At 60.3% G+C, this 1414-nt stretch carries 1 protein-coding gene; it reads left to right on the top strand.

What is annotated here, in order from left to right:
* Positions 1–132: 132 nt before the first annotated feature.
* Positions 133–1302, top strand: coding sequence for a hypothetical protein (locus L978_RS07960; RefSeq protein WP_156118253.1), 1170 nt, complete (start codon positions 133–135; stop codon positions 1300–1302).
* Positions 1303–1414 lie beyond the last annotated feature (112 nt).

Here is a 1414-nt window from a genome sequence, read left to right as displayed (position 1 = left end):
TCCCCAATTTCCGTCAACACCTAGACGTATCCCAAAATGGGATACATACTGAGATACACACAACATGTATATGTCGGATCGGCCGTGTTTTGGCCACCCCTTATAGGTGAGACCCATCGGAAGGGGCCGGCTATGACGATCCAGACAGACCCGCACACGCCTACCAGCATCGGAGCGACCTGGTGCCAGGATGAGCGGACACCCAAAGAAAATGCGCGCCAGGAGTTAGAGCTCCTGGCGCGCGGCGATCACGAAAATAGGAGTTCCGTGACCATGAAGAAAGTACCAAACGACGGGGATCAATCCCCCACGAGTGACGACGCTGGATCGAACGCTGTACCTCGGATGGAACCGTGGGAAGTTCGGCAGCTCGATCAGGCAACGGCTATCGAGAACCAGACTGCTAACAAGCGCCACGGCGTCTTACTCGGGAACGGGTACTTTTCGCTCACGCCGATGGATGAGCAGCCTGGTCGCGAGTGGGACGCATCGAACTCGTTCACGTCGTGGTCGATCAGCGCGGGCAAGATCATGACCAAACACGGTGAGTGGGTCGATGCCCCGATCCCCTCGGGAAAGCCCGCGCTGCTCATCGGGGCGGCGATCGCTACGAAGATCCGCGCCATAGTCAAAGCGGGCGGCAACCCGCTGGAAGGCATCGGGTTAGAAGAAACGCAGCGGGCGCTGGCCGCAGACCTCGGATATAGCTCGAGCGGTGGCCGCACTCATCAGGAACTCACACGTCAGGTGACGGGCTTCGCTGTTTCCACGTTGCACATGGCTGAGTGGGGGCCAGCGGACGAACACGGCGGACGGCAGTACGAACAAAAGACGACGACCCTCGCCAGCAAAGTTCGGCTCTACGTTCCCGGATGGGGCGACGTGCTCGACGGGCTGGACTCGCACATCCTCCCCAACCAGATCCTCGTAGACCTCGCAACGGACACGACGACGCCCCCGGCGCGTTTGGATGCCCTCGCACGCATGTCCGGCGCGTTCCCTATCCAGGTCGCCTCGTGGCTCGAAAAAGTCTTGTACTCGATCAAGGACGGCCCCCACCGCGAACGGCGCTTCGAGTGGAAAGCCCTATACGCCGAACTCACCCACGGCTATGCAGCGACGGATAATTTCCGGCGCAAGTTCCTCGCGGCGCTGAACGAGGCCGCTGCCACACGTCGCATCCATGGGAACGGAATCCAGACAAACTTCGAGATCGAGCACGTAGCTGGACGCCGGGGCGGTGGCACGAGGCTCGTGATCCGACGCAGCCCGCTTCTCCGGAGCGTTGCGGACGAACTCTAAGCCTGTGGATAACCGTCTATTTGCGTACTGAACGCCTCACCCTTGAGCCTGTGGATAACCATGACCTGGTGAGGCGTTCAGTACGCAAATGCGAGGCGTTCAGTACGCAAAT

It is taken from the genome of Microbacterium sp. ZOR0019 (genome assembly GCF_000800925.1).
Lineage (GTDB): Bacteria > Actinomycetota > Actinomycetes > Actinomycetales > Microbacteriaceae > Microbacterium > Microbacterium aurugineum.
This window is presented reverse-complemented; position numbering and strand designations above follow the sequence as displayed.